The following is a 1,584-nucleotide window of genomic DNA, read 5'->3' as shown; positions in this document are numbered from 1 at the left end:
GGTCTAAATATCGCCCTTGATCCTCTGGTAAATAATTTGGGTGATATTTAAATTTAACAAGATGATTCGTTACAACTGGTGCAACATCTCTTAACCAAATATCATCATACTCAAAAAAGTTTGTATGAAAATCTTGCTCTTCAACAGATAAAGATATAAGTTGATCGGTAAATGCTTTATTTTCATTTAAGTATTCATTAAAATAAATAATGTCTTCATAAAATGGTCGATAATATTCATTCGATTCGTCTGGTATTGCAGTAAAAATAATTCCATTATGTTTTTGTTCCATATTATTTACCTCGCTTTTTAATAATGATTGAATAACTGTTTTCAATACGCCAACTATTCCCCAATTCATTTCTCTTTTCATTACAATTTTTGAAACGTGCATATTTCATGAATGGATTATAGCACGGAGAAATATTATATATTTATATAAAAAATATAAAGCCGTCGTTAAGCCATAAACTGACTCTTGACAAGATTTTAAAATTTCAATCTTCGTACACGATGAAGAATTAGATGATTTTTTTATCAAGATTCAAATCCATTACTTCTGATAGAGCGTTTTGATTATATAAATTCACTAAATGCGTTTCTACCCCTATACAAATTGCTTCAAGCGGAAGATCGTTTGGATCCTGACCAAATGGATCCTCAATTTCAACCCCTATTGCTTCAATCCCTATAAATGCAAAACTTATAAACGTAGTTGCAAGTACTGTAAACCATCCAAGACTATCAACAAGACCAATCGATAAAGTCCCGCAAAATATGAGCAGTAAAATTTTAATATGAGCAAAATATGCAAAAGGAATAGGCGTTGTTTTGATACGATCACATCCACCCACAGCCGTAAGCAGAGTATTCAAATCAGCTTCCATATTAATTATTGCACTTGGATGAATTTGACCCGTTTTCAAACCTTTTGATAGTATAGTTTTTAACATAAAAACTATACTAATCGGTAAATGAATAGACTCAGTCAACATTTCTTTTTCCTTCTCAGAACAAATATCAAACAATGCTTTTATTTCGGATAAATCTTTTTCGTCTCTCAAATGTCCTTTCGCTATCTTTGGAAAAGCAATTAATAGATGTAAAAATTTTAGTTTTTCCTGATCCTTCTTTTTCCCTTCGGACTCCCAATAACATAAAAAACTAACTGCTAAATTTCTAGTACAAGCACCAATCGTGCCAAATAACTTTCTACCTTCCCAATATCTATCATACGCAGTGTTAGTACGAAAAACTAACAGTAGACCTAAAGCCCCTCCAACAATTACCCAAGGAGTTTGATTAATTTTTATTTCTACATAATAATAATTAATCACAGTTACTATCGTTGAAACGCATATATATAATAAAATTTGCGGGAAAATATCTCTTATAACTGTCCCCTTTAATGTAAATATTTGATGTAAACTATTTTGATTATTGTAATGTACCATATTTACAAAAGCCTCTTCCCTTTTTAACTTTTTATCCTTTAAAATTACGAAAGTATACAATTAAATAGTAGAATCATAAACCCTATTATTATGAAACTGGTTAAAATTATTTCTTTCAATATCTTTACTC

The 1,584-nt window shown here is 30.1% G+C and carries 1 protein-coding gene and 1 pseudogene; both read right to left on the bottom strand.

Going from position 1 to position 1,584, the window contains the following annotated elements:
• A pseudogene (locus tag AC1DTM_RS25750) lies at positions 1 to 292 on the bottom strand (agmatine deiminase family protein); the annotation flags it as partial.
• A gap of 229 nt (positions 293 to 521) precedes the next feature.
• On the bottom strand, positions 522 to 1,454 hold the full coding sequence (locus AC1DTM_RS25745; protein WP_016105594.1) for a bestrophin family protein: 933 nt from the start codon (positions 1,452 to 1,454) through the stop codon (positions 522 to 524).
• Positions 1,455 to 1,584 lie beyond the last annotated feature (130 nt).

The organism is Bacillus sp. P4_D3 (assembly GCF_056401855.1).
Note: the sequence above shows the minus strand (reverse complement) of the source record. Positions and strands in the feature narration are given on the sequence as shown.

Bases quoted from the DNA above. Each gene is read 5' to 3' on its own strand.
- AC1DTM_RS25745 (WP_016105594.1), bottom strand. From the start codon at position 1,454: ATGGTACATTACAATAATCAAAATAGTTTACATCAAATATTTACATTA.